At 69.2% G+C, this 26,332-nt stretch carries 23 protein-coding genes; 5 read left to right on the top strand and 18 right to left on the bottom strand.

Annotated features, from left to right (window positions below; translation table 11 throughout):
* The first annotated feature begins 88 nt into the window (after positions 1-88).
* Positions 89-1,021, top strand: a complete 933-nt coding sequence (locus tag MT490_RS09410; protein ID WP_297386412.1) for a LysR family transcriptional regulator — start codon at positions 89-91, stop codon at positions 1,019-1,021.
* On the opposite strand, the gene MT490_RS09405 is transcribed toward MT490_RS09410, so the two are convergent.
* A complete protein-coding gene (locus MT490_RS09405) occupies positions 997-2,280 on the bottom strand; it encodes a citrate synthase (protein ID WP_297386409.1) in 1,284 nt (427 codons plus the stop codon). The genes MT490_RS09410 and MT490_RS09405 overlap by 25 nt on opposite strands.
* 25 nt (positions 2,281-2,305) lie before the next feature.
* Positions 2,306-3,736 (bottom strand): glutamate--tRNA ligase, encoded by a 1,431-nt coding sequence (gltX, locus tag MT490_RS09400; RefSeq protein WP_297386407.1) that lies wholly within the window; start codon positions 3,734-3,736, stop codon positions 2,306-2,308.
* Between the two features lie 79 nt (positions 3,737-3,815).
* Between gltX and MT490_RS09395 the strand changes: the two genes are divergently transcribed.
* Positions 3,816-5,933 (top strand): ComEC/Rec2 family competence protein, encoded by a 2,118-nt coding sequence (locus MT490_RS09395; protein ID WP_297386405.1) that lies wholly within the window; start codon positions 3,816-3,818, stop codon positions 5,931-5,933.
* A 450-nt stretch (positions 5,934-6,383) separates the two neighbouring features.
* Here the strand turns inward: MT490_RS09395 and lexA are convergent, their stop codons facing one another.
* From lexA to MT490_RS09350, 9 genes are all read right to left on the bottom strand, one after another.
* Entirely contained in the window at positions 6,384-7,073 is a 690-nt protein-coding gene (gene lexA, locus MT490_RS09390; RefSeq protein WP_297386403.1) for a transcriptional repressor LexA, read from the bottom strand.
* A gap of 57 nt (positions 7,074-7,130) precedes the next feature.
* Positions 7,131-8,315 (bottom strand): gephyrin-like molybdotransferase Glp, encoded by a 1,185-nt coding sequence (gene glp, locus MT490_RS09385; protein ID WP_297386400.1) that lies wholly within the window; start codon positions 8,313-8,315, stop codon positions 7,131-7,133.
* 41 nt (positions 8,316-8,356) lie between these two features.
* Entirely contained in the window at positions 8,357-9,313 is a 957-nt protein-coding gene (locus MT490_RS09380) for a PilZ domain-containing protein (protein WP_297386398.1), read from the bottom strand.
* Between the two features lie 108 nt (positions 9,314-9,421).
* A complete protein-coding gene (gene moaC, locus MT490_RS09375; protein WP_297386396.1) occupies positions 9,422-9,889 on the bottom strand; it encodes a cyclic pyranopterin monophosphate synthase MoaC in 468 nt (155 codons plus the stop codon).
* Positions 9,890-10,045: 156 nt separating this feature from the next.
* Entirely contained in the window at positions 10,046-10,816 is a 771-nt protein-coding gene (trpC, locus tag MT490_RS09370) for an indole-3-glycerol phosphate synthase TrpC (protein ID WP_297386394.1), read from the bottom strand.
* Positions 10,813-11,808, bottom strand: coding sequence for an anthranilate phosphoribosyltransferase (trpD, locus tag MT490_RS09365; protein WP_297386391.1), 996 nt, complete (start codon positions 11,806-11,808; stop codon positions 10,813-10,815). Before trpD ends, trpC begins: the two co-directional genes overlap by 4 nt.
* 87 nt (positions 11,809-11,895) lie before the next feature.
* Complete coding sequence (locus MT490_RS09360; protein WP_297386389.1) at positions 11,896-12,300, bottom strand: Dabb family protein; 405 nt, start codon at positions 12,298-12,300, stop codon at positions 11,896-11,898.
* 118 nt (positions 12,301-12,418) lie between these two features.
* Positions 12,419-12,784: a hypothetical protein gene (locus MT490_RS09355; protein ID WP_297386386.1), complete on the bottom strand. Its 366-nt coding sequence runs from the start codon at positions 12,782-12,784 to the stop codon at positions 12,419-12,421.
* 104 nt (positions 12,785-12,888) lie between these two features.
* The gene (locus MT490_RS09350) at positions 12,889-13,473 is read right to left on the bottom strand and encodes an aminodeoxychorismate/anthranilate synthase component II (protein WP_297386384.1); all 585 of its coding nucleotides are present in this window, start codon (positions 13,471-13,473) and stop codon (positions 12,889-12,891) included.
* A 111-nt stretch (positions 13,474-13,584) separates the two neighbouring features.
* Between MT490_RS09350 and MT490_RS09345 the strand changes: the two genes are divergently transcribed.
* Entirely contained in the window at positions 13,585-14,001 is a 417-nt protein-coding gene (locus tag MT490_RS09345; protein ID WP_297386382.1) for a hypothetical protein, read from the top strand.
* Between the two features lie 41 nt (positions 14,002-14,042).
* Here the strand turns inward: MT490_RS09345 and trpE are convergent, their stop codons facing one another.
* Together trpE and MT490_RS09335 are read right to left on the bottom strand one after the other, a co-directional pair.
* Positions 14,043-15,548 (bottom strand): anthranilate synthase component I, encoded by a 1,506-nt coding sequence (trpE, locus tag MT490_RS09340; RefSeq protein WP_297386379.1) that lies wholly within the window; start codon positions 15,546-15,548, stop codon positions 14,043-14,045.
* Position 15,549: 1 nt separating this feature from the next.
* Positions 15,550-17,493 carry a peptidylprolyl isomerase gene (locus tag MT490_RS09335; RefSeq protein ID WP_297386376.1) on the bottom strand — a complete coding sequence of 648 codons (1,944 nt, stop codon included), beginning with the start codon at positions 17,491-17,493 and terminating at the stop codon, positions 15,550-15,552.
* 109 nt (positions 17,494-17,602) lie between these two features.
* Between MT490_RS09335 and tpiA the strand changes: the two genes are divergently transcribed.
* Positions 17,603-18,355, top strand: coding sequence for a triose-phosphate isomerase (gene tpiA, locus MT490_RS09330; RefSeq protein ID WP_297386438.1), 753 nt, complete (start codon positions 17,603-17,605; stop codon positions 18,353-18,355).
* Here the strand turns inward: tpiA and MT490_RS09325 are convergent.
* Entirely contained in the window at positions 18,327-19,700 is a 1,374-nt protein-coding gene (locus MT490_RS09325) for an MFS transporter (RefSeq protein ID WP_297386374.1), read from the bottom strand. The genes tpiA and MT490_RS09325 overlap by 29 nt on opposite strands.
* Before the next feature lie 123 nt (positions 19,701-19,823).
* On the opposite strand from MT490_RS09325, the gene MT490_RS09320 reads away from it, so the two are divergent.
* Positions 19,824-21,755 (top strand): EAL domain-containing protein, encoded by a 1,932-nt coding sequence (locus MT490_RS09320; RefSeq protein ID WP_297386373.1) that lies wholly within the window; start codon positions 19,824-19,826, stop codon positions 21,753-21,755.
* Here the strand turns inward: MT490_RS09320 and MT490_RS09315 are convergent.
* From MT490_RS09315 to rimO, 4 genes are all read right to left on the bottom strand, one after another.
* Complete coding sequence (locus tag MT490_RS09315; protein WP_297386370.1) at positions 21,743-23,137, bottom strand: leucyl aminopeptidase family protein; 1,395 nt, start codon at positions 23,135-23,137, stop codon at positions 21,743-21,745. The two genes, MT490_RS09320 and MT490_RS09315, sit on opposite strands and share 13 nt — an antisense overlap.
* A 63-nt stretch (positions 23,138-23,200) precedes the next feature.
* A complete protein-coding gene (locus MT490_RS09310; protein WP_297386368.1) occupies positions 23,201-24,112 on the bottom strand; it encodes a hypothetical protein in 912 nt (303 codons plus the stop codon).
* A 105-nt stretch (positions 24,113-24,217) separates the two neighbouring features.
* Positions 24,218-24,898 carry a hypothetical protein gene (locus tag MT490_RS09305; protein ID WP_297386365.1) on the bottom strand — a complete coding sequence of 227 codons (681 nt, stop codon included), beginning with the start codon at positions 24,896-24,898 and terminating at the stop codon, positions 24,218-24,220.
* Between the two features lie 64 nt (positions 24,899-24,962).
* Positions 24,963-26,294 (bottom strand): 30S ribosomal protein S12 methylthiotransferase RimO, encoded by a 1,332-nt coding sequence (rimO, locus tag MT490_RS09300; protein WP_297386363.1) that lies wholly within the window; start codon positions 26,292-26,294, stop codon positions 24,963-24,965.
* Positions 26,295-26,332 lie beyond the last annotated feature (38 nt).

Raw genomic sequence — 26,332 nt, 5'->3', positions numbered from 1 at the left:
CTGAATCGGGTTGTAGTCTCGGGTACAGATTCAGCCAGGTTCTGGGCGGCGACTGGCTTCAGCCATTAGATCACCTTATGGCTTTGCGATGGTCCGCCCTCATTTGCCGCTCAATGCCCTGCGCGCCTTCGAGGCCTCGGCGCGCCATTTGTCCTTCACCCGGGCGGCGATCGAACTCTGCGTAACCCAGGCGGCGGTGAGCCATCAGGTCAAGGGGCTCGAGACGCGGCTGGGGGTGCAGCTCTTCCGCCGCTTGCCGCGAGGGCTGGCGCTGACCGACGAAGGAGTCGCGCTGCAGCCCGCGCTCGCCGAGAGCTTCGATCGTATCGCCGAGCTGGTCGAGGGGATCGCCAATGGCGAGGCGACGCAGTTGCTGTCGGTGGCGGCGGTGGGGACTTTCGCCACGGGCTGGCTGCTGCCGCGACTGCCGGCCTTCCGCGCGATGCATCCGCGGATCGACCTGCGGCTGTTCACCAACAACAATCGCGTCGACCTGGCCGGCGAGGGACTCGATTACGCGATCCGCTTCGGCGACGGCGCATGGCACGCGACCGAGGCGATGCCACTGATGGAGGCGCCGCTGACGCCGCTCTGCACCCCCGCGATGGCGCGCGGGCTGCGGGTACCGCGCGACCTGCTCGGTGTGCCGCTATTGCGGTCCTATCGCGCGGACGAGTGGCATCGCTGGTTCGACGCGGCCGGCGTCGTGGTGCCGACGCTCAAGGGGCCGGTATTCGATTCGTCGCTGGCGATGGCCGAGGCGGCGCTGCAGGGCACGGGGATTGCGCTGGCTCCCGCCGCGATGCTGGGGCGGCCGCTCGACGACGGCGCGCTGGTGCGGCCATTCGATATCGAGGTTTCGACCGGGCGCTACTGGCTGACCTGGCTCAAGTCGCGCGTGCCGAGCCCGGCGATGATGGCGTTCCGGGAGTGGATCTTGGCGGAAACAGCCGGAGGGATTCCCCTCCCTGCGCGCAGGGAGGGGCGTATCGAAGGTCAGCGCTTGTCGACGGGGACGTAGTCGCGCTGGGTCGGGCCGGTGTAGAGCTGGCGCGGGCGGCCGATCTTCTGCTCGGGGTCCGAGATCATCTCGTTCCACTGCGCGACCCAGCCGACGGTGCGGGCGAGCGCGAACAATGCGGTGAACATCGTCGTCGGGAAGCCGATCGCCGAGAGGATCACGCCCGAATAGAAATCGACGTTCGGGAACAGCTTCTTCTCGACGAAATAATCGTCCTTGAGCGCCATTTCCTCGAGCTGGAGCGCGACCTCGAACACGGGATCGTTGACCTTGAGCGCTTCGAACACCTCGCGCACGGTCTTCTGCATCACGGTCGCGCGCGGATCGTAGTTCTTGTAGACGCGGTGGCCGAAGCCCATCAGGCGGAACGGGTCGTTCTTGTCCTTGGCGCGCGCAATGAACTCGGGGATGCGCTCGGGACGGCCGATCTCGTGGAGCATGTTGAGCGCAGCCTCGTTGGCGCCGCCATGCGCCGGGCCCCAGAGGCAGGCGATGCCAGCCGCGATGCACGCGAAGGGATTGGCGCCCGACGAGCCGGCGAGACGCACGGTCGAAGTCGAGGCGTTCTGCTCATGGTCGGCGTGGAGGATGAAGATGCGGTCGAGCGCCTTCTCGACCACCGGGTTCACGACATATTCCTCGGCGGGGACGCCGAAGGTCATCCGCAGGAAGTTGCCGGTGTAGGACAGGCTGTTGTCGGGATAGAGGAAGGGCTGGCCGACGCTGTACTTGTACGCCATCGCTGCGATCGTCGGCATCTTGGCGATAAGCCGGTGGCTGGCGATCATCCGCTGCTTGGGATCGGTGATGTCGGTCGAATCGTGGTAGAAGGCCGAGAGCGCGCCGGCGACGCCGCACATCACCGCCATCGGGTGCGCATCGCGACGGAAGCCGCGATAGAAGGTCGCGAGCTGCTCGTGCAGCATCGTGTGGCGGGTGATCGTGTTGTTGAAGCTGGCGAGCTCGTCCTTGCCCGGCAGTTCGCCGTTGAGCAGCAGATAGGCGACTTCCATGAAGCTCGACTGCTCGGCGAGCTGGCCGATCGGATAGCCGCGATGGAGCAGGATGCCCTCGTCGCCGTCGATATAGGTCAGGCCCGACTCGCAGGAAGCGGTCGAGGTGAAGCCGGGATCGTAGGTGAACATGCCCGTTTGGGCGTAGAGCTTGCGGATGTCGACGACGTCCGGGCCGACGCTGCCCGTGAGGATCGGGTATTCAACGTCCTTACCCGGAACCTGAAGCTTCGCGGTGTCGCTCATAAACGTCGTCCTCGTCTGGCCCGAATCAGGCGGGCTTGGTCATTTGATCGGCGATTCGGGCCAGGCTTTCCTCGCGCCCCAGCAACGCCAGGACGTCGAAGATGCCTGGAGAGGTGCGTCGCCCGGTGAGTGCTGCGCGCAGAGGCTGCGCGACGGCGCCGAGCTTGACCCCCGCATCGTCGGCGACGGTCCGTACCGCCGCTTCGAGCGCCTCCGTATCCCAGCTTCCGGCCGCGTCAAGCGAAGTGTGCACCGCAGCGAGAAGCGCAGGGGCGCCGCCCTCCAGCAGAGCAGCCGCGCCTTCGTCGAGATCGAGCGGGCGTGTCCGGAAAAGGAACATCGCACCATCGGCGAGCTCGTTCAGATTCGCGGCGCGCGGCTTGAGCGAGGCCATGGCCTGCGCGAGCAGCGTGGATTGCGATTCCGAAACCTCGAAAGGCAGGCGCTGGGCGACGAGCTCGGCGAGGCGGACGTCGTCGGTGGCGCGGATATAGTGGCCGTTGAGGTTCTCGAGCTTCTTGAGGTCGAAGCGCGAGGGGCTCTTGCCGACCCCGGCGAGATCGAACCATTCGATCGCCTGCTCGCGGCTGATGATCTCGTCGTCGCCATGCCCCCAGCCGAGGCGGAGCAGGTAGTTGGAAACCGCCTCGGGCAGCAGCCCGAGTTCGTCGCGATAGGCGTCGACGCCCAGCGCACCATGGCGCTTGGAGAGCTTGGCGCCGTCCGCGCCGTGGATCAGCGGGATGTGCGCATAGGTCGGCTCGGGCCAGTCCATCGCACGATAGATGGGGAGCTGGCGGAAGGCATTGTTGAGATGGTCGTCGCCGCGGATGACGTGGGTGACGCCCATGTCGTGATCGTCGACCACCACTGCGAGCATATAGGTCGGCGTGCCGTCCGAGCGGAGCAGGACCATGTCGTCGAGCTCGCTGTTGTTGACGGTGACCGGGCCCTGGACCTGATCGTCGATCGTGACGCTGCCCTCGCGCGGTGCCTTGAGACGGAGGACGAAAGGCGCGCCTGCGGGCGCCTCGCTCTCGTCGCGGTCGCGCCAGCGGCCGTCATAGCGCAGCGGCTGCTTGTTGGCGCGTTGCTCGGCGCGCATCGCCTCGAGCTCCTCGGCGGTGGCGAAGCATTTGTATGCATGGCCGTTGGCGAGCATCTCGTGCGCCACCTCGGCATGTCGCGTGGCGCGCGAGAACTGGTAGGTCTCCTCACCGTCCCAATCGAGGCCGAGCCAGCGCATCCCGTCCAGGATCGCGGCGATGGCCGGCTCGGTCGAGCGGGCGCGATCGGTATCCTCGATGCGCAGCAGGAACTTGCCGCCATGGTGGCGGGCGAACAGCAGGTTGAACAGTGCCGTGCGGGCGCCGCCGATATGGAGGAATCCGGTGGGGGACGGCGCAAAGCGCGTTACGACGGCCTTGTCGGCGCCGGTATCAGATATTGCGCTCAACCGCGCGTGCTCCCAGAGTTGAAAATCGATGGCCAGCTCAGCCGCCGAGGCCCCTAGCACGGGGTTGCCCGCCCTTCAAATGGGGGCGAGGGGGCCACGTCGCCAGCTTCCGGACGCGCTGGAACGCTGGCTCGAGGCCGAACGCGAGCAACTGGTGCTGTGGCTGCCGGTGATGCTCGGTACGGGGATCGCGGCCTGGTTCGTGCTGCCCGACGCGGCGCGCTGGATCGGATTCACGCTCGGCTGCCTGGCGTTGGGGTTGGCAGCGGCCGCGCTGCCGGGCGGGGGCAGGGCACCGCGTGTCGTGGCGGTCGCCGGGCTGATGCTCGCCGCCGGTTGCGCGCTGATCTGGTGGCGCAGCGAGCGCGTTGCGGCGCCGGTACTCGCACGGCCGGCGGTGGTCCTGGTGACGGCGCGGGTCGAGCGAGTCGAGCAGCTTCCGGCCCGCGACATGGTGCGGGTGACGCTGGTGCCGCAGGGTCATGCCGATCTTCCGCCGCGGGTGCGCGTCAATCTTGCCCGGGGCGACGCGCCGGAGGGACTTGCGCGCGGCGCGGTGGTCCGGCTGCGCGCCCGGCTGATGCCCCCGCCGCCGGCTGCCGTACCGGGCGCTTATGATTTCGTGCGTGTCGCATGGTTCGGCGGACTGGGCGCGACGGGGAAGGGATTCGCGCCGGTCGAGATCGTGGAGCCCGCCGCCGCGCCGGGCGCCGATCTGCGGACGCGGCTCTCGACCCACATCCAGTCGCGTATCGCGGGGAGCGGCGGCGGGATCGCCAGCGCGCTCGCTACCGGGGACCAGGGCGCGATCGCCGAGGCGGATTCCGAAGCGATGCGGCGCTCGGGGCTCGCGCATCTGCTGTCAGTGAGCGGACTGCACGTCACCGCCGTGACCGCCGCGGCGATGCTGCTGGTGCTGCGGCTGCTCGCGCTCAGCCCGGCGCTCGCCCTGCGGTGGCGGCTGCCGCTGGTGGCGGCGGGTGCGGGGGCATTGGCCTCGGTGGGCTATACCCTGCTGACCGGGGCCGAGGTGCCGACGATCCGCTCCTGCGCGGCGGCCTTGCTCGTCCTGCTCGCGCTGAGCCTCGGGCGCGAGGCGATCACGCTGCGGCTGGTGGCGGCGGGCGCGTTCCTCGTGCTGCTGCTATGGCCCGAATCGCTCGCCGGACCGAGCTTCCAGTTGAGCTTCGCCGCGGTGACCGCGATCGTCGCGCTGCACGAAAGTCCGCGGGTGCGGGGGTGGTTCAAGCGGCGCGAGGAGGGCATGGGGCGGCGATTCCTGCGCTGGCTCGGCGCTTTGCTGCTCACCGGCATCGCGGTCGAACTCGCGCTGATGCCGATCGGGCTGTTCCACTTCCACAAGGCGGGCGTGTACGGCGCGCTCGCCAACATCGTCGCGATCCCGCTGACCACCTTCGTGATCATGCCGCTCGAGGCGCTGGCGCTCGTGCTCGACGTGGCGGGGCTCGGCGCGCCGGCCTGGTGGCTGACCGCGCGCGCGCTCGACCTGCTGCTGTGGCTGGCGCACACGACCGCGTCGGCGCCGGGCGCGGTGGCCGCCCTGCCGGCGATGCCGGGGGGCGCCTATGCGCTGATCGTGGTCGGCGGCCTGTGGGTCGCCCTGTGGCGGACCCGCATGCGCTGGGCAGGCGCATTGCCGTTCGCGATCGGGCTGGGCTGGGCATTGCTGACGCCGCCGCCCGACCTGCTCGTCACCGGCGACGGGCGACACCTCGCGATCCGGACGGCGAGCGGCGAGATGGCGCTGCTGCGTGATCGCGCCGGCGACTACACGCGCTCGATGCTCGGCGAGAATAGCGGGGCGGAGGAGGAAGCCCTGGCGCTGCTGTCCGAAGTGCCGGGCGCGCGGTGCAGCCCCGATCTCTGCCTGGTCGAGGTGCAGTCGGGCGCGCGGCGCTGGCGGGTGCTTGCGACGCGGAGCGGTTATCTGGTGCCGTGGCGTGAGATGGTGGCGCTCTGCCGGACGACCGATGTCGTGGTCAGCGACCGCCGCCTGCCACCCGGCTGCACGCCGCGCTGGCTGCGGCTGGACCGGGACATGCTGGCGAAGACGGGTGGGGTGGCGATCAATTTCGCGGACGCACGGGTGCGGACGGTTCGGAGCGGGGGATCCCATCCGTGGCTCGATCCGCTCACCGTGCAGCCGCCGTTCGTGGTGCCGCGGAACGGGAGATGAGCCGATAGCCAAGGCGGTCCTCCCGCCTGGGTCGATCGCCGCGTCGGTCGGAGCGCTGCCGATGAGGCAACGTCTGCGCGAGCATGGCTGCTTACGATCTGAAAAGGACGGTCTCTCGCCTCACCATCGTCACCCTGAACTTGTTTCAGGATCCATGTCTCCACAGGCGGCTCCGTCGCTCATGGCCCGGTGGATGCTGAAACAAGTTCAGCATGACGGATTTTGGGAAGTTCGTTCTCCACCATAAGCGGACGTCCTGTCTCCAGATCGTCTGAAGTACGGAAGGTAAGGCGAACGCGATTATCGCTTGTGTGCTACCGGCAATATCAAAGAGCGGTCGGCAAGGCCGACCACCTGATGCAACCAGACCAAATCCTACATTGCAAGGACAAGAAGGCCCCGGGGCTAAGGTATAGCCGACCGACAGTCAGCTTGTCTGGTGTCCGCCGCTCAATACCGCCGCAGCAGCCCCGCCAGCTTGCCCTGCACGCGCACCTGATCGGGGCGGTAGCGCTGGGCGCTGTAGTCGCGATTGGCCGGATCGAGCCGGATCATCGCGCCTTCCTTGCGGAAATATTTGAGCGTCGCCTCGGCGTCGTCGATCAATGCGACGATGATCTCGCCATCGCGTGCGATTTCGGTGCGGCGGATCAGTGCATAGTCGCCGTCGAGGATGCCTGCCTCGACCATCGAATCGCCCGCGACTTCGAGCGCATAATGCTCGCCCGAGCCGAGCAGGGCGGCGGGGACGGGGAGCATGGTCGCGCCTTCGAGCGCCTCGATCGGGGTACCGGCGGCGATGCGACCGTGCAGGGGGATCTCGACCACGTCGTTGGCGGGACTCGGAAGCGCTTGTCCTGGCGAAGTTGACGAAGTTGACTGGTCCATCGCGCGAGGCTTGACTACACCCTTCTTCGCATCGCCGCGCTCGGGCATGCGGAGCACTTCGAGCGCGCGGGCCCGATTGGGCAGGCGGCGGATGAACTCGCGTTCCTCGAGCGCGCTGATCAGCCGGTGCACGCCCGACTTGGACTTGAGGTCGAGCGCCTCCTTCATTTCCTCGAACGACGGCGAAACGCCGGTCTCGGCCAAACGATCGGCAATGAAGCAGATGAGCTCGTGCTGCTTGCGCGTGAGCATCCCAATCCTCCTGTCCAGAACAGACACGGAACGTTTACGCAATGTTCCGGTAGCTTGTCAAGCGATGTCGAGGATTTCCACCGAGTCGCCCGCACTGGCCGCGGGGGCGTGCGGTTCGCGGACGATCAGGCAGGTCGCGCGCGCGAGCGTCTGCAGCATCGCGCTGTCCTGGAGCGTCGAGGCGAGCACGCGGCCGTCGCGGATCTCGGCGCGGAGATAGTCGGTGCGCTCGCCATTCTGCGCGAGCGGCTCGCCGAGCGTGGCGGGGCGGGGGCGGGGCAGCGGATCGGCCGCACCGGCGAGATGCGCGACGAGCGGACGGACGAAGAGCAAGGCGGTGACGAAGGCCGAGACCGGGTTGCCCGGCAGGCCGAGCACGATCGTATCGCCGAGCCTGCCCGCCATCATCGGCTTGCCCGGACGAAGCGCGATCCGCCAGAAATCGATCACCGCGCCGGCCGCTTTCAGCGCGGGTTGGACGAGATCGTGATCGCCCACCGACGCGCCGCCGCTGGTGACGAGCAGGTCGGCGTCGACCGCGCGGAAAGCGTCCTCGAGCGCCTCCTCGCGATCGGGCAGGATACCAAGGTCGACCAGCTCGACGGGCAAATCGGCGAGCTGCGCCGCAAGCATCAGTCGATTGGTTTCGGGGAGCTGCGCTTCGCCCACCGGAGCGCCGGGCGCGACCAACTCGTCGCCCGTCGCGGCGATGGCCACGCGCACCTTGCGGCGAACCATGACCTCGCCATGCCCCGCGGTACCGGCCAGCGCCAGTCGCGCGGGGGTGAGGCGCTCGCCGGTCCGGATCAGCAGGTCGCCTTCGGAGAAATCGAGGCCGCGGCGGCGGACGTTGCGGCCCAGCGTGGCCGGGCCCTCGCCGGCGAGCAGGAGACGATCGTCTTCGCGCGCGGCCTCCTCCTGGACCATCACGGTGTCGGTGCCCGGGGGAAGCGGCGCGCCGGTGAAGATGCGCACGGCGTCGCCCGGCTGCGCTTCGCCGGCAAAGGCGCGGCCGGCGGCACTCTCGCCGATCACGCGCCACGGGCCGGGCAGGTCGGCGAAGCGGATCGCATAGCCGTCCATCGCCGAGAGGTCGGCGCTCGGCTGGGTGCGGCGGGCGTGCATATCGGCCGCGGCCCAGCGCCCAGCGGCGCCCGCCAGCGGCACGCGCTCGACCGCCAGCGGCGATGCGAGCGCGAGCAGGCGTGACAGGGCTTCGGCGATGGGCAGGAGCGTGGCCATGCCGTCAGCCTTGGGCCGGGAAGTGCCCCCGGCGCAAGACCTCAGCGCGGCGCCTGGCTGTTCGAGACGAGGCTGAGCTCGCGCGGGCGCAGCGGCAGGCGGAACTCGCAGAGGATGCGGTTGTGCGCCGCCTCGATCACGTTGGCCGGGCCGCCGCCGATCTCGGGGAGCGACACCCAGAGCTGCGCGCCGGGGGCGAGCACTGCGCGCGTCTCGAGCTCGACCAGGTGCGCAGTGATGCCGCGGACGCGCGCATTCCACCAGCGCACGCCCTCGCGGACGCTGGCGGGCGCGTCGAGGCGGATCGCATGCTTGTCGGGGATCATCCCCTCGCTCTCGAAATTGAGCGGAGCCGGCGCGGGCTTGCTGGCCTGGGTGCGCTGGGCGTGGCGCAGCCACGGCATCAGCGTCTGCCAGCCGAGCTCCTCGTCGAAGGCGATGCCGGCATGGCCGTCCTGGACCCAGCGGACGGTGCCGTCGAGCGGGCGGAGCGCGTCGAAGGTGAGCTGGACCGGATCGCCGATTGCGAGCTCGAGCCGCGTGTCGATGCCGACGCCGCCCTGCGAGATGTTGCGGGTGCGCGCATGCTCGACCCTGGCGCCGCTGCGGATCGACACGAGCTGGTTGATCTCGACGCGCGGCATGGAACGGCGCTCGGCGGGGAGACTGGCGAGGGTGCGGGCAAGGGTGCTGATGGTGTCGATGGGCTCGTCGAAGACGAAGCCGGCCTCGCCGTCCGCGCACCAGTCGATGCGGCCTTCGATCGCCTGTCCGCTCGCCATTTCGAGCCGCATCGGCTCGGCCTCGGCGAGCTGGGCGCCGATCTGGAGCGTGGCGCCGACCGACGACAGCCGCTGGAGCGAGCAGGGGAAGCGTTCGCATTCGCTGACGAGGAAAGCCGCGTCGAACGCCGCCTGGGCGTCGGGCTGGTGCTGGACCGCGCGGGGCGGATCGGCGGAGAGCGAAAAGACGGTCGCCGACCTGAGTGTTTGAATCATTACTGTTTTTCCCACCCCGGTCGCTGGGAGGACATTGCTTAAGGCGGTTGAAAGCCGGGTTAAGACAAAGGGTTGTGGAATCCCTAATCGCGCTCGGGCTCCGGCGTTTCAGGCGTGCCAGTCGCCCGACTTGCCGCCCTTCTTCGAGAGCAGCCGGACTTCGGCGATCACCATCGCCTTATCGAGCGCCTTGGCCATGTCGTAGAGCGTCAGCAGCGCGACGCTGGCGGCGGTGAGCGCTTCCATCTCGACGCCGGTCTTGCCTTCGGTCGCCGCGGTCGCGGTGACGGTGACGCCGGTATCGTCGGGGGCGAGATCGATCGCGACGCGGGTGAGCGGCAGCGGGTGGCAGAGCGGGATCAGCTCGGCGGTCTTCTTCGCGGCCATGATCCCCGCGATGCGCGCGGTGGCGAGAACGTCGCCCTTCTTGACGCTGCCTGCGCGGATCGCCGCGGCCGCCTCACGCGACATGGTGATGCGGCCGGTGGCCACGGCCTCGCGCGCGGTGACCGGCTTGCCCGCGACGTCGACCATGCACGCGGCGCCGGTTTCGTCGAGATGGGTGAGGTCACTCAACGCCCTCTCCCCTTGTGGGAGAGGGAAGGGGCCCGCCGCCGGAGGCGGTGGGAAGGGTGAGGGGGACGTGAGTCTCACTCCCCCGCACCCTTCCGCCGACGTCGTCGGCTCCCTCCCTCTCCCACAAGGGGAGAGGGAAAAGGATGCTCGCCTCGCTCATCCCACCAGCGCCCGGGTTGCCGCTTCGACATCCTCCTGGCGCATCAGCGACTCGCCGATCAGGAAGCAGCGAATGTCGTGCTCGGCCATCGCATCGAGGTCGGCGCGGCTGGTGAGGCCCGATTCGGCGACGAAGGTGCAATCCTTCGGGGCTTGGCGGACGAGTTCGTAGGTCTTTTGAAGGTCGACCTCGAAGGTCTTGAGATTGCGATTGTTGACCCCGATCAGGCGCGACCTCAGCCTGAGCGCGCGTTCGAGCTCGTCGGCGTCGTGGACCTCGACCAGCACGTCCATGCCTTGCTCGAAGGCGGCGGCTTCGATCTCGGCCATCGCGCCGTCTTCGAGCGCGGCGACGATGATCAGGATCGCGTCGGCGCCGATGCCGCGCGATTCCGCCACCTGCCACGGGTCGACCATGAAGTCCTTGCGGATCACCGGCAGGTCGCACGCGGCGCGCGCGGCGATCAGATAGTCCTCATGGCCCTGGAAATATTCCTGGTCGGTGAGCACCGAGAGGCAGGCCGCGCCGCCGGCCTGATAGGCGCGGGCATGGGCGGGGGGATCGAAATCGGGGCGGATCAGGCCCTTGGACGGGCTCGCCTTCTTGATCTCGGCGATAAGGCCGAAGCCGCCGGCGGCGACCTTGGCGTCGAGCGCCGCCTTGAAGCCGCGCGGCGCGCTCGGCTTCGGGCGTTCGACGGCCGTGCGCCGGCGCGCCGCCACTTCGCCGCGCTTGGTCTCGAGGATCTTGTCGAGGATCGTGCTCATGCGAAGGCGATCCAGCAGTCGAGCAGGGTGTTGGCAAGCCCGCCGTCGATCGCCTCGGCGGCTTCCTCGACACCGTCGACGAGGTTGGCGGCTCGCCCCGCGACCATCAAGGCGGCGGCGGCGTTGAGCAGCACGGCGTCGCGATAGGCGCCGGTCTCGCCGAGCAGCAGGCGGCGGAGCGCGAGCGCATTATATTCGGGATCGCCGCCGCGGATCGCGGCGAGCGGATGGCGCGGCAGGCCGGCGTCCTCGGGGACGATGCGCGTGGGCAGGCTGGCGGAGCCGACATTGACGACGATGCTCGCGCCCGCGGTAGAAAGCTCGTCGAGGCTTTCCTCGCCCGAGACGACCGCTGCGGCCTGCGAGCCGAGCTGGGTGAGCGCCTCGGCATAGATCGGCGCGTAGTCGGGACGGGCGATGCCGATCAACTGGCGCGTGACATGCGCCGGATTGGCGAGCGGACCCATCAGGTTGAAGATCGTCCGGCGGCCGATGCGGCGCCGGATCGGGCCGATCCGTGCCAACGCGGGATGATGGTGCTGGGCGAAGAGGAAGGCGATGCCGAGCTCGTGCAGGCTCTCCTCGGCGCGCGCGGCGGCGCGGTCGAGGTTGAGGCCCAAAGCCTCGAGGGTGTCGGCGGCGCCGGCCTTGGACGAGGCGGCGCGGTTGCCATGCTTGGCGACGGGAACGCCGCAGGCCGCGACGACGAGGCTCACCGCGGTCGAGACGTTGAGCGTGTGGTGGCCATCGCCGCCGGTGCCGCAGACGTCGATCGCGCCCTCGGGGGCGGTGATCGGGATCAGCCGCTCGCGCATCGCCCGTGCCGCTTCGGCGATCTCGATGCTGGTCTCGCCGCGGACGCTGAGCGCGATCAGGAAGGCTTCGATCGCCTCCTCGGGCACGGTGCCGTCGAGGATGTCGGCGAAGGCCTGCGCGGCGCTCTCGCGCGCGAGCGGCGAGGAGGGGTCGGGGAGGAGGGTGAAGACGGTCACCCAGCCTCTATTCCGGCGCCGCGGGCCGGAGTCGAGCAAATCCTGATGGGGGTTAGGTCAAGCCGGGCTGTGTCTCCCGGCGACAGTTCAGACCGTCAGCATGTCGTAGACGATGACCTTGCGCCACAAAGGGCTGCACTTGGCGACGAAATCCTGGTGGAGCGGATGGTCCTGATACACTTTCTGGTCGACGACATTGTCGAACACCATGAGCTCGGACACGTCGAAGCTCGAATCGACGACGTCGCGCTGCTCGGTCGATGCGGGGACGCCGATCTGCAGGTTGCGGATGACGGGGATCTTCGCGAGCGCGCGCAGGCCGGCGACCAGTTGCTCGCGATCCTCGGACGATCCGGGCCGTTTCAGCCAGAAGAAGACGTGATGGACGATCTTGGCGCCTTCCGGCACCGATGCCGCCGCAGCCGCGTCTGAGGCCAGGGCAGCGCCGCCCAGCGCTACTGCCTTCACGACATCCCTCCGATTGATCGGCATGTGGTCATCTCATCCTTCCGGTGCTGAACGGCGGATATAGCCTTGGCACCCTGGGCCGGGTCAAGGCGGCTCGGCTCCGGCGAGCGGCGCCCGGACCGCTGCCCGGGCGCCTCCCGTGTCACTTCTGCGGCGCCGGCGATGCCGGAACGGCGGGCTGCGGCGCGCCGGGCGGCGGAGGCGGCGGGGCGCCGTCCCAGCCGGGGCCGCCGTCGCGCGGGCCGTGATGGCCGCGATGCGGGCCGCGGGGGCCGTGCCTGGGCAGCTCGTCGCCGACCAGCTTGCCGTCCTTGTTCGCGTCGAGGCGGTCGAAGCGGGCATTCGCCTCCTGGACCCATTCGGCGCGCGTGATCTGGCCGTCGCTGTTGGCATCGGCGCGGCCGAGAGGGCCGAGGCCGTTCTCCATGCTCGCGACCGCGACGCCGCCGGCGCCCAGCGCGAGGACGCCGGCGAGCATGACGCCAGCGAGCTTCAGTCTAGTGTTCATTCGAGTCTCCATTGCGCCCAGGATCGGACGATTGGAGGGAAATGGCGCCGCTTCGTCGCGCGGCGATTGCAACGCCGCGGCAAAATTGTCGCAAGATGTCTGCGTCAGGCGAGCGCCTTGGCCTCGATCCCTGCAAGGTGCATGAAGTTCGCCAGCATCGCGTGACCATGCTCGGTGGCGATGCTCTCGGGGTGGAACTGGACGCCGTGGATCGGCAGATCGCGGTGGCGCACGCCCATCACCGAGGCATCGGCGGCGGTGGCGTTGACGACGAGATCCTCGGGAATGTCGGTGACGATCAGCGAGTGATAGCGCGTCGCGGTGAAGGGCGAGGGCAGGCCCGCGAACAGCCCGGTGCCGTCATGCTCGACCGGCGAGGTCTTGCCGTGCATCAGCCCGCCGCGCACCACGTGCCCGCCGAAATGCTGGCCGATCGCCTGGTGGCCGAGGCACACGCCGAGCAGGGGCTTCCTCAGATCGGCGCAGGCGGCGACCAGATCGAGGCTGATCCCCGCTTCGTTGGGCGTGCACGGGCCGGGCGAGATCAGGAACGCCTGGGCGTTGCTGGCGATCGCGTCGCGGGCGGTCAAAGCGTCGTTGCGCACGACCTGCACCTCGGCGCCCAGCTCCATCAGATAATGGACGAGGTTCCAGGTGAAGCTGTCGTAATTGTCGATGACGAGGATCATGCGCGCCGCGGTACGGTGTTTCGCGGATTCTCACAATTGCCTTGGCGCGGCCACAGTGCGGCGCAACGGTTGACGACACAGGGGCGTTGATCGCTGTTCAAAGGAGTTTGCATGCTTTCCACCTTGCTCTTCGCCGCGCTGATGGCCGCGCCTGCCGTGGCGCAGGACAGCGGCCGGCAGGACGAACCACCCAAGAGGGTGCGCTCGATCCTGCTCTATGGCGACGAGAAATGCCCGCCGGCCGAGAGCCCCGACGAAGTGGTGGTGTGCGCCAATGCCGGCGATTCGCCCTATCGCATCCCCAAGCGCTTCCGGAACCAGCCCAAGGAGGGCCCGGCTTCGAACGCCTGGACCAACCGCGTCGAGACGGTCGAGGAGTTCAACCGCGCCGGGCTGCCCAACAGCTGCTCGCCGGTGGGAACGGGCGGCCAGACGGGCTGCACGCGGGCGATGATCCGGCAATGGTATCAGGAGCGGCTCGATGCCAAGGCGAAGGCCGCGCGGACGACGGCGCCGTCTGACGATTGAGATGAAGTCCTCCCCGAGCTTTGCTCGGGGAGGAATTTCCTTTACTGCCCGAACCTCGCCTCGCTGGCCCGTGCGACCGCCTCGCGCGCGGCCGCAAATAGCGCGCCGGCCTTGGCCTCGCATTCGCGCTGCTCATAGGCCGGGTCCGAATCGGCGACGATCCCAGCCCCGGCCTGGACGTGCATCACGCCGTCCTTCACCAGCGCGGTCCGGAGCACGATGCAGCTGTCCATCGAGCCATCGGGCGAGAAATAGCCGACGCCGCCCGCATAGGGCCCGCGCGTCTCGGGCTCGAGCTCGGCGATGATCTGGCAGGCGCGGACCTTGGGCGCGCCGCTGACCGTGCCCGCGGGAAAGCCGGCGAACAGGGCGTCGAGCGCATCGCCGCCGGGCCGGAGCCTGCCGACCACGTTCGAGACGATGTGCATGACGTGGCTGTAGAATTCCACCGTGTAGCTGTCGGTGACGCGTACGCTGCCCGCATCTGCCGCGCGGCCGACATCGTTGCGGCCGAGATCGAGCAGCATCAAATGCTCGGCGCGTTCCTTGGGATCGGCGAGCAGGCTGGCGCGGTTGGCCTCATCCTCGGCGGCGGTGGCGCCACGCGGGCGCGTGCCGGCAATCGGGCGGATGGTGATCTCGCCGTCGCGGGCGCGGACGAGGATCTCGGGGCTCGATCCGGTGAGCGCGAAGCCGGGCAGGTCGAGATGATAGAGGAAGGGCGAGGGGTTCACGCGGCGGAGCGCGCGGTACAGCTCGAAGGGCGGCAGCGCGAAGGGCGTGGTGAAGCGCTGGGCGAGCACGACCTGGAAGATGTCCCCCGCGGCGATGTATTCCTTGGCGCGCGCGACCATCTCGCCATAGCGGTCGGGTTCCAGCACCGGGGTAAGCGCGACCGCGCCCGGATCTGCCCGGACCGGCGCGGGGAGGGCTGCGGTGGCGAGGCGCGCGGCAGTCGCGTCGATGCGTTCGGCGGCGGCGTCGACCAGCGCCTCGGGCGTGCGCGACGCGTCGGGCCATACGGGCGCGACGAGGAAGAGCGCGTCGGCGAGCCGGTCGAAGATCAGGATCACCGTCGGCCGGACGAACATCATGTCGGGCACGCCGACCGGGTTTGCCGGCGGGCGTGGCAGCTTCTCGACCAGTCCGACGGTCTCGTAGCTGAAATAGCCGACGAGACAGGCGAGCGCGCGCGGCAGCTCGGGCGGCACCTCCATGCGGCAGCTCTGGACGAGGCTGCGCAGCGCCTCGAGCGCGGGCTTGGCGCAGGGCGCGAAGGCCTCGCGATCGGTGAGCCAGTGCGGGTTGATCGCCGCCTCGGGCCCGGTGGCGCGGAAGACGAGGTCGGGGGCGAGGCCGATCAGGCTGTGGCGGCCGCGGACCGATCCCCCCTCGACCGATTCGAGCAGGAAGTCGCCGCGGCCCGGCTCGACGAGCTTGAGCGCCGCCGCGACAGGAGTCTCGGTGTCCGCGACCTGGCGACGCCAGAGCAGGGCGGGCCGCCCGGCGGCGAGCGCCGCCCGGGCGGCTTCGGCGCCTTCGGTCACCTCAGCGCGCCGTGCCCTGGCGGGACAGATCGGCGCGAAGCTGCGCGATCGCCTGGTCGTTGCGCGTCACCTTCAGATGATTGCGGACCGAGGCGATGAACTGGCGCGCATATTCGGGCCCGACCTGCGGGGCGATGTCGCTGCGCACCTTCGCGAGCGCGGCCGGATCGTTCGCGGCGCTATGTTCCTCGATCTTGTCGAGATAGACGACATAATAGCCTTCGCGATTGCGGCCCTCGACCAGCTTGGCCTTCTTGGGCGCCATCTGGAACGCCATCTGGAGATGGGGCGCGATGTTCGGGCCGAGCACTTCCGAGCGCTTGAAGTCGAAGTCCTTGGGCGGCGGGCCCTTGGCGATGCCGGCCTCTGCCAGCGCCTGCTGCATCGGCACGCCCTTCTCCAGCTTGGCGACGACGGCGGTAGCGGCGGTGCGCGCCTTCTGGAGCGCCTGCTGGACGAGATAGTCCTTCACGACCTGGTCGCGGATCTGCGCGAGCGGGCGCGGAGCGGCCTGGACGATCCGCTCGAGGGCGACCAGCGCGAAGCTGCCGTCGGATGCGATCGGCACGAGCTGGGGGTCGTCGCCCTGCTCGATCCCGAAACCGGCGCGCATGATCGCCCCCGTCGCCGTATCGGGCTTGAACTCGGGATTGTCGGGATCGGTGCCGGCGGCGACGAGCGCGGGGGTGCGCCCGGCGGTGAGCTTGGCGTCGGCGACGAGCTCGTCGAAGGTCTTGCTGTCGCCGATGCCGTCCTCGAGCGACTGGCGCAGACCGGCCAGCGCCTCGGCCAGCTTGCGCGCGCCGATCTCGCCGGCGAGCTCGGGACGGGCCTGGTCGAGCGTCTTGGCGGCGACCTGCTCGACATTGGTCACGCGGTAGACGAGCCAGCTGGGCCCGACCTTCACCGGTCCGACCAACGTGTTCGGCTGGGCAGCGAAGGCGGCGTCGGCGAATGCCGCCGAGACCTGCGTCGCCATTGCGGGCTTCTCCAGCGCGGTCAGCGTGCGCGCCTCAAGGCCAGCGGCGGTCGCGGCGGCGGCAAGCGGGCCCGACTTGGCCTTGGCCGCGATCTGCCCCGCGACATTCTGGTCGAGCGCCGTGACGAGCTCCACCGACCTCTTCTCGGTCGCCGCAAAGCGATTGCCCGCCTTCTTGAAGGCGTCGGCGATCTCGGCCTCGGTCGCGGCGGTGCGCGCGCGCAGGGCCTCCGCCTGGACCATCGCGTAGCGGACGATGCGGCGCTGCGGCACCATGTAGCGCGCGCGATTGGCATTGTACCAGGCGGTGAGGGTCTTGTCGTCGGGATCGGGGCCGGGATCCATCGCGATGGTCGAGACCAGGCCCACCGTACCGGCGCGGCGCTCGAGCAGCAGCGAGGCATAGGGAAGCAGGACGCCGTCCGGGATCTGGTTGCCGAGCGTGGCGCGGTTGACCATCCAATTGGTGTAGCGTTCGTCGGTCAGGCCCGCGCGGAAGGTGACGGGCGAGATACGGTTCTGAGAGAGCAGCTCCTCGAACTGCTTCTGGCTGAACTTGCCGTCGAGTCCGAAGAATGCCGGGTTGCTGGCGATATCGCCGTCGATCAGCTTCTTGCTGACCTGCATGCCCGATCCTTGGGCGAACTCGACCATCGCCGCGCTGTTGATCAGTTCGTCGAGCGTCAGCTCGAGCCCGCCCTGCGCGAGGAACTGCTCCATCGTGACGTTCTGGCCCCCGCGCCGGAGGTTACTAAGAAATATGTCGATCCGCTCGCGGACCTCGCGATCGGTGATCTTCCGATCGCCCACCTTCGCGACGACATTGCCCCCGGCACTGCTGCCGCCAGTGGCGCGGAGGCCCGTGATGTCGCCCGCGGCGAAGGCAAGCGCGATCACCGCAAGGAACACGAACACCGCGATCAGGCCGAAGCGCGACTTGGTGAAGCGGCGGAAGAAATTGAGCATGAAGGGCCGTTCGCAAGAGGAATTTGGCGTGCTTTAGGGCCGCGACACGCTCCCTTCAAGCTTGTGCAGCGCGCGTGGCTTGGTATCGGCTGCGACCAAGCAGAAGGAGATGGACATGCGCCGCAAGCTGGTTGCCGGAAACTGGAAGATGTACGGGCTGAAGGCGCAGCTGGGCGAAGTCGAGGCGATCGCCGCGGCGGCCGCGGCGAACCCCCAGGTGGACGTGGCGCTGTGCGTGCCCTTCACCTTGATCGCACCCGCGATTGCGGTGTCGGGCGCGCTGCCGATCGGTGCGCAGGACGTCCATGAGGCGGACAAGGGCGCGCATACCGGCTGCATCTCCGCCGACATGCTGCGCGAGTGCGGCGCGACGCTGACCATCGTCGGCCATTCCGAGCGCCGCGCCGACCAGCACGAGACCAGCCACGACGCCTGGGCCAAGGCTGCGGCGGCGCGGCGGCACGGGCTCAAGGTGATCCTGTGCTGCGGCGAGACCGAGGCCGAGCGCGACGCGGGCCGCGCCGAGCGGATCGTCCAGTCGCAGATCGAGAAGTCGCTGCCCGACGGCGCTTCGCCCGATTGGCTGACGCTCGCCTACGAGCCGCGCTGGGCGATCGGCACGGGGAAGACCCCGACGCTGGAGGACATCGCCGCGATCCATGCGATCGCGCGCGCGAAGCTCAGGATGATGGTGGGCGATGCCGCCGACGGGATCCGCATCCTCTATGGCGGATCGGTGACGGGCGCGAATGCGCGCGACATCCTGGCGGTCGACAATGTCGACGGCGCGCTGGTCGGCGGCGCGAGCCTGACCGCCGAGAAGTTCGTGCCGATCATCCGGGCCGCGGCGTCGCTTTCCTGATCTCGCCAAGGGTGACGAACGCCGCCGCACTCGACGCGAGAGCGAGACCGGCGCCGACGAGTGCGCTGCCATGGAAGGCGGTGATCAGGTCGCGGCCGGCGCTCGCGATCACCGCGCCGGCGATCGCGGTGGCGATCAGCCCGCCGGTGCGCGCGATCGCGCTGTTGAAGCCCGAGGCGGTGCCGGCATGGGTGTCGTCGACCGAGGCGAGCACCGCGGTGGTGAGCGGCGCGGCGACGCTCGACATGCCGATCGCGATGACGAGGCAGCCGGGGAAGACCGAGGTCCAGTAAGGCGCGCCGTCGTCGACCAGGACGAGCAGGGCGAAACCGATCGCGACGACGAACGCGCCGAGGGTGAGCGGCCAGCGCGGGCCGACCTGTGCGGTGAGCCGCCCCATCACGCGCGAGGCCAGCCCCATGCCGAGCGGCATGGGCAGCAAAGCGAGCCCGGCCTGCAGCGCGGTATAGCCCGCCGCCTCGATCAGCACGAAGGGGAGGAGGAGCAGCACGCCGCCGAGCGCGCCGTAGAGCAGGAAGGTGAGCAGGGTCAGCCCGGCAAAGGCGCGCGAGCCGAACATGGCGACGGGCATCATCGCCCGGGCGCCGCGACGATGCTCGATCCACAGGAACAGGGCGGTCGCGATCAGGCCGGCGGCGAGGCCGATCGCGACGGTGGCGTCGAGGCCGCGACCGCTCGACCAGAGCGTGAGCGCCCAGGTGACCGCGCCGAGCGCCAGCGTCGCGGAGGCCGCGCCGGGCAGGTCGAGCGGCAGTTCGCCCTCGGCGCTTTCCTCGATATGGCGCAGCGCGATCAGGATCGCCGCGGCCGCCACCGGCACGTTGACGTAGAAGATCGCGCGCCAGCCGATCGCGTCGACCAGCCAGCCGCCGAGCGGCGGGCCGACCGCGCCCGCGATGGCTCCCACCCCTGCCCAGGTGCCGATCGCCTTGCCGCGCGCTTCGCCGGTGAAGGCGTTGCCGAGGACGGCGAGGCTGTTGGGCAGCAGGATCGCCGCGCCCACGCCCTGCACGGCGCGCGCGGCGAGCAAAAGGGTGAGGTCAGCCGCCAGCGCGCACGCGACCGAGGCGAGCGTGAAGATCGCGATGCCGAGGACGAGCAGCTTGCGCCGCCCGAAATGGTCCCCCGCCGCGCCGCCGAGCAGGAGCAGCGCCGAGAGCGGCAGCAGATAGGCGTTGATCGTCCATTGCAGTTCGGCCGGGGTCGCGTTCAGGTCCGCGCCGATCGCCGGCAGCGCGACGTTGGTCACCGAACCGTCGATGAAGGCGAGGCTCGAGGCGAGGATGCACGCGACGAGGATGAGCCTGGGGTGCGCGGCCGACATGGCTGCAGGCTAGCAGGATTGCCGGCGGGGCGGGAGCACCCGCATGGTCGCGTGCCGGGAGCGGCAAGTCGCTGAATCGCCCCGGAAAACACGGTCGGTGCCCGTTTTCCGCTATATTTGACTATGTTCAGGCGTCCTGCCCCGGCCGTCGGCGTCCATAGCGAGCAGAGTCGTGCGATTCTGGTCGAGCAGTTCCGCGCGCTGCGCAAGCAGGTACCGCTCATGTACGCGCTGATGTTCTTCGACGCGGCGTTCCTCAGCTACGCGTCGCATGGCTATGTCAGCCCCTATTGGAGCCTGGGCATGCCGGGCGCGCTGGCGTTGCTCTGCGCAGCGCGCACGCTCTTCTGGCTCCACCGCCGGTCGTTCGTGCCGCACCCGGACGCGATCCCACGCTATCTGCTCGGCACGACGATATTCGCCGCACTGCTCAGCCTCGGCTTCGGCGGCTGGGGGCTGGTCCTCTATGCCCAGGCGGACCTGGTGCGGCGCGCCTGCATCGCGCTCTATATCTTCATCGGCGCGATCAGCTGCTGCTATTGCCTGCAGGCGCTGCCGCGCGCCGGCCACGCCGTGCTGCTGTTCGGCGCGATGCCCGTCACCGTCTGCCTGGTCGCGTCGGGCGACTGGCTGCTGCGCGGGGTGGGGATCAACATGATCGTCGTCACCTTGGTCATCCTGCGCATGATGCGCACGAGCCATGCCGGTTTCATCGAAGTACTGGCCTCGCGTTCCGAGATGGCGGCCGAGCAGCGCCGCGCGCAGGGGGCGGAACAGCGGGCCCACCAGCTCGCCTATCACGATCCGCTGACCGGCCTACCCAACCGACGCGCGCTGGCCGAGGCGCTCGAGGCGCGGGCCGCGCGGGCGGAGAGCGGCGAGCGCTTCGGGCTGCTGATCGTCGACCTCGACCGCTTCAAGTCGGTCAACGACGTCCATGGCCATCCCGCGGGCGACCAGTTGCTGCGCGACGTGGCGGTGCGCCTGACCTCGGTCGTGGCCGAGGAGGGTACCAGCTACCGCCTGGGCGGCGACGAATTCGCCGTGATCGTCGATGCCGGCGGGGAGGGGGCGCGCCGCGTCGCCCACGCCGTCGTCCATGCGATGCTGCGGCCCTTTACCGCCACCGATCTCGTCCACCATATCGGCGCGAGCATAGGCATCTCGCTCTATCCGAACGACGCGCAGGACCGCGAGGCGCTGATGCGCCGCGCCGACATCGCGCTCTACAAGGCCAAGCAATCGGGCCGCAGCCAGCATTGCGCGTTCGAACCGCTGCTCGACGCCGAGATCCGCCGCCGCGCCGAGATCGAGCGCGAAGTGCGCGAGGCGATGGCGAGCGACGCCTTCGTTCCCTATTACCAGCCCATCGTCGACCTGAGGAGCGGCGCCGTGGCCGGCTATGAGCTGCTCGCGCGCTGGCATCGCCCGGGCGCCGAGGAGATCGGGCCCGACCAGTTCATCCCGATCGCCGAGGAATGCGGGCTGATCAACGAACTGATGCTCCGGCTGCTGCGGCGCGCGTGCCGCGAGACGCGCGATTGGGACGCGACGATCTCGATCAACGTATCCCCGACCCAGCTCAAGGATCCCTGGTTCAGCCAGAAGGTCCTCGCGGTGCTCACCCGCGAACGCTTCCCCGCGCCGCGACTGACGATCGAGATCACCGAGAACGCGCTGATCGTCGACGCCGACAGCGCGCAGCAGACGATCGCGTCGCTCAGGAACCAGGGCATCCAGCTGGCGCTGGACGATTTCGGGACCGGCTATTCATCGCTCCAGCATCTGCGGATGCTGCCGTTCGACCGGCTCAAGATCGACCGATCCTTCGTCACCTCGATGGAGCGCGATCCGGATGCACTGCGGCTGGTCCATTCGATCATCGCATTGGCCAGCACCCTCGACCTGCCGGTGGTGGCTGAAGGGATCGAATCGGCTTCGACCGCCCGGACCTTGGTCCAGCTCGGTTGCGCAATGGGCCAGGGGTTCCACTTCGGCCATCCGATGTCGAAGGCCGCTGTCGAGGCGCGGGCGGCGAAGGTTCAGCCCGCGTAGCGATCCTTCAGCACCTTCCACGTGGCGCGCAGGCTCACTGCCTCCGCCCCCTTGGGACGGCCCGGCTTGGCCGAGCTGTTCCAGCAGAAGATGTCGAAATGCGCCCATTGCGCCTTTTCGGGCGCGAATTCCTTGAGGAACAGGGCCGCGGTGATCGCGCCGCCGAACGGGCCCTCGGCCGCGTTGACCATGTCGGCGACGTCGGACTTGAGCGCTTCCTTGTACGGCTCGTAGAGCGGCATGCGCCACATCGGATCGGCCTCGGCCTCGGCCGCAGCGAGGAGCTCGGCGGCGAGCGTGTCGTCGTTGGCGAACACCGCCTGCAGGTCGGCGCCCAGCGCGACGCGGGCGGCGCCGGTGAGCGTCGCGAAATCGAAGACGAGCTCGGGATTGCTCTCGGCTGCCTTGGTCAGCGCGTCGCCGAGGATCAGCCGGCCCTCGGCGTCGGTGTTGCTGTTCTCGACCGACACTCCCTTGCGCGAGATCATCACGTCGCCCGGGCGCGTCGCCTCGCCGTTGATCGAATTCTCGACCGCGGGGACGAGCATATGGAGACGGACCGGCAGGCGGTGCTGCATCACCAACTCGGCGAGCGCGAGCGCGTGCGCGGCGCCGCCCATGTCCTTCTTCATCAGCCGCATGCCCGCGGCGGGCTTGATGTCGAGTCCGCCGGTGTCGAAGCACACGCCCTTGCCGATGATAGCGATGCGCGGATGTTCGGGATTGCCCCATTCGAGCTCGATCAGCCGCGGCTCGCGACCCTCGCCCGCGGCCTTGCCGACGGCCCAGAGCATGCCATAGCCCTTCTCGACGTCCTTGCCCTTGGCGACGGCGAGCGTGGCGCCATATTCCTTCGCCAGATCGGCCGCGGCGGCCTCGAGATCGGCGGGCCCCATGTCGTTGGCGCCGGTGTTGATCCGGTCACGCAGCTTGAAGGCGACGCCGGCGAGGCGCAGCGCTCCCTCCATCTTCGCGGGATCGCCGGTGAGCAGGACGCGCGGGCCCTGCGCCTTGTCGTCCTTCTTCTTGTAGCGGTCGAACTTGTACTGGGCGGCGAGCCAGCCGTAGAGCGCCTTGCCGGGCTCGCGGCCGTCGACGCGATAAATGCCCTCGGGCAGCGTCTCGGCGAGCTTGGCGAGACACCATGGCGAGAGTCGCTCGACATTGGCGACCACGGTGACGACCGACCAGTCCTCGGGCCCGTCGCCCGGGAGGATCGCGCTCGAATAGCCGGTGGGGGCGAGCTTCTGCGCCTGCGCGGCGGTGCGGTGGCGCGGCGGCTGGGCGGCGAGCCAGGCGTCGAAGCCCTTGGCGTCGATCAGGTGGATATTGCGGGCGGGCTGGCCGCGATCGGGCTGAACAAGCGTGGAGAGATCAGGCATGGCCAGTGATCTAGGGGCGCGAAGCCGCTGCGCCTAGCCCCCGCGGTGCAAGGAAATGCCGCGTCATCGCCTGTGGCGGACCTGCGGCGCACACATCGCCAGCGCGCGATCGACGATGTGGAGCAGCCGGCGGCGGCCTTCGGCGAGCCCCTCCGCGCCGTCGCCTCGGTCGAGCGTCTCGAAGTTGAGATAGTCGAGGTCGTGGAGGACCGCGTAGTTGGAGAGCGAGCGATCGCTGGCGACGACGCGCTCCTGCACGACGTTGAAGTCCGCGGCGACCATCGCGTCGCGGCAGAAGGCGGTGCTCGGGCTCTGTCCGTTGCGAAAGGCGGCGAAGGCGACGGTGTCGTCGTCGTCCCATGGCCACGCGCGGTGCAGCGAGGGGCTCGGCCGCAGGATGTCGTCGCAATAGCGGATCGAGATCACGCCGCTGCCGGGCGGATCGGACTTGTTGCAGCGCGATTCGCCGGTGTCGAAGCCGCGTCCGTTGGTGTGGAGCGCGATGATCGGCATTCCGGGCTTGAGATCGGCGAGGATGCGGCGGGCATAGCCGGGGAGGGCGCTGTCGAAATTGCGATTGGGATCGACGGGGCGGCCATAGTCCACCGCGCGGTTCATCCGGACGCCATCATCGGCGATCCCCGCATCGACTGCGACCAGCGTCCCGCCATATTTGCGTACGGCCGCCAGCCCTGCTTCGAAGCCGGCATTCTCGTTGTCGTGGGGCACGAACCACAGGGGACCGCGGGAGTGCCGGACATTCTCGATGCGCCAGAGGCGCCAGGCGGCACGCTCCTCGCGGAACTCGATCCGGCTGACGGCGAGCCCGCGCCATTCGGCGGGGTCGCGGTGGCGGGCGAAATCGTCGTCCAGCACCGTCAGCGGATCGACACGGGATACGTGCGTGCCGGGGTCCCCGGCGCTCGGGCCGGCAAGGGCCAGCCAGGTCAGGGCGAAGAGGAGGGCGCGGAACATCGTGCCTTTCGGAAATGGACCGACCGAGCTTAGGCCGGCAACCCCGCCGCGTCATCCTGGTCGCGCTTTCCATGATGTGGGCCTGCCTTGCCCGCAGGGCATGGCTCAGGGAGCGAGCGGCTCGCCGGGGAGCAGCGCGAGGCGCGGGGCATAGGTCCAGGCTTCCGAGCGAATCGCGCGGGCGAAGGCGAGGGCGGGGTGGCCGGCGCCGAGCAATGCGGCGAGATCTGGTTTCGTGTCCCCAGCTGCAACGGGCGCGATGATCAGATAGGGCGCGGGCGTCTCGCCGATGCCGCGATACCAGCTCGCGCCGGCCACGGGTCGAGCGAGCAGTGCCGCCTCGAACCGCCGCGCGTCGGTCGCCGCGACGGCGTGAACCTGCACGACCGGCTGCGGCTTTCGCTGCTCGAGTGGGTTCGCCCGGCTCGCTTCGCGCCAGAGCTCCCAGCCCTCGTTGCCGGTCGCGGTGGAATAAGCGGCGGCGTTGGCGCGGAAGTCGGCACCGTCCTCCTTGAGGCGGGGGCGGTTCTGGAGGCTCTCGGGCGTGGCGCCGAAGGTGCCGTCGACAAAGGCACCCAGGCGGTCTCCCGCGGTCACGTACCAGGCGTACCAGACCAGCTTGTCGCCGATGCGGGCATGCCACTCGAGATGCTTGCGATATCCCGCCTCGAAGGCCGGCCGGTCGCTGAGCCTATAGGCATAGAGATGCGCCGTGCCGCCGGACTGCGCCGCCGAGGGGAGCGGCGCGGCGAAGGCCACGAGAGCGAGGAACGCGCGAAGACGCATCGGTATTCTCCTTCGCCGGCACCTCTAGATCGAGACGCCTCCGAAAGCAGCCCTGCGCGGAGGATCAGGCGAGCGGAACGCCGTAGAGATCGTGCTCGTCGGCGTCTTCGATCTCGACGCGGACGATATCGCCCTGCGCGAGGTGCCCGGCATCGCGCAGGAACACCTCGCCGTCGATCTCGGGGGCGTCGGCCTGGCTGCGGCCGGTGGCGCCGCCTTCCTCGCCGACCTCGTCGACGATCACTTCGAGCGTGCGGCCGATCTTGGCCTGGAGCTTGGCGGCGGAGATCGCCGCGGTCTTCTCCATCACGCGCGCATAGCGCTCTTCCTTGACCTCCTCGGGCACCGGATCGGGGAGCGCGTTGGCCGAGGCGCCCTCAACTGGCTCGAAGCGGAAGGCGCCGACGCGGTCGAGCTGGGCTTCGTCGAGCCAGTCGAGGAGATACTGGAAGTCCTCCTCGGTCTCGCCGGGGAAGCCGACGACGAAGGTAGAGCGGATCGCGATGTCGGGGCAGATCTCGCGCCAACCCTTGAGCCGTTCGAGCACCTTGGCCTCATTGGCTGGTCGGCGCATCGCGCGGAGGACGTTGCGGCTGGCGTGCTGGAAGGGGATGTCGAGATAGGGGAGGATCAGCCCCTCGGCCATCAGCGGGATGACCTGGTCGACATGCGGGTAGGGGTAGACATAGTGCAGCCTCACCCAGGGCGCGATCTTGCCCAGCTCGCGCGCGAGGTCGGTCATGTGGGGGACGACTTCCTGCCCCTTCCACATGCGCGGCTCCTTGCGGATGTCGACGCCGTAGGCCGAGGTGTCCTGGCTGATGACCAGCAGTTCCTTCGTCCCCGCCTCGACCAGTTTCTCGGCCTCGCGCAGGATCGCGTCGGGGCGGCGGCTGACCAGGTCGCCGCGCAGGCTCGGGATGATGCAGAAGGCACAGCGATGGTTGCAGCCCTCGGAGATCTTCAGATAGCTGTAATGGCGCGGCGTCAGCTTGAGCCCGGCATCGGGGACGAGGTTGACGAAGGGCGAGGGCGGCATCGGCGCCGCTTCGTGCACCGCGCCGACGACTTCCTCATATTGGTGCGCGCCGGTGACCGCGAGCACGTTGGGGAAGCGCGCGCGGATGACCTCGGCTTCCTTGCCCATGCAACCGGTGACGATCACCCGGCCGTTCTCGGCGATCGCCTCGCCGATCGCCTCGAGGCTCTCTTCCTTGGCCGAGTCTAGAAATCCGCAGGTATTGACCAGCACGACGTCGGCGCCCTGGTAATCGGGCGACATCGCATAGCCGTCGCTGCGCAGCTTGGTGAGGATGCGCTCGCTGTCGACGAGGTTCTTCGGACAGCCGAGCGACACCATCCCGATGCGAGGGGACTCAGGGAGTTTGGTTGCCATGATTGCCGCGCCACATAGGGATTTCGGCGGAAATTGCT

The organism is Sphingomonas sp., from assembly GCF_026460985.1.
In the GTDB taxonomy this organism is placed as follows: Bacteria; Pseudomonadota; Alphaproteobacteria; order Sphingomonadales; family Sphingomonadaceae; genus Sphingomonas.
This window is presented reverse-complemented; position numbering and strand designations above follow the sequence as displayed.